This window comes from Acidovorax sp. KPB24-07 (assembly GCF_057543315.1).
Map to the genome: position 1 here is coordinate 1 of NZ_BAAJYS010000959.1, position 556 is coordinate 556.

Sequence of the window (556 nt, forward strand, 5' to 3'; positions counted from 1 at the left end):
CTGGCCGTCCAGCCGCAGCGGCAGCAGCGTGACCCGCGCGGTGCTGCCGGCGCGCTCGCCGTCGGGCAAGGTGACATCGGCCAGGCCGCCCGTGGCGTTCAGGTGCGGATCGTCGAACAGCTGCTCGGGGCGCAGGATGGGCGCGAACGGCAGGCCGTGCCGCTCGAAGATGGCCGACAGCGCCTCGGCCGTGTGCTCGGCCAGGCGGCGGCGCAGTTCGGGCAGCAGCGTGGCGCGGGCGCGCACGCGGTCGTTGTTCAAGGCCAGGCCCGGGTCGGCCTTCAGGTCGGCGTAGCCCATGGCGTCGCAGAAGGTGACCCACTGCGCGTCGCTCACGGCGGCCAGAAAGATCTGCCCACCGTCCTTCACGCTGAACACGTCGTACACCGCCCACGACGAGATGCGGTCGGGCATGGGCGCGGCGGGCTGGCCCGTCACGGCGTACTGCATCATGTGCTGGCCGACGAGGAACACGTTGTTCTCGAACAGGGCGGAATCCACCTCCTGCCCCCGGCCCGTCTGGGCGCGCTGCATCAGCGCCGCCATGGCGCCGATG

At 72.1% G+C, this 556-nt stretch carries 1 protein-coding gene; it reads right to left on the minus strand.

Features of this window, described 5'->3' with window-relative positions:
• Positions 1-556, minus strand: a 556-nt coding sequence (locus AC27IQ_RS26890; protein ID WP_487091527.1) for a CoA transferase, incomplete at both ends; no start/stop codon positions are given.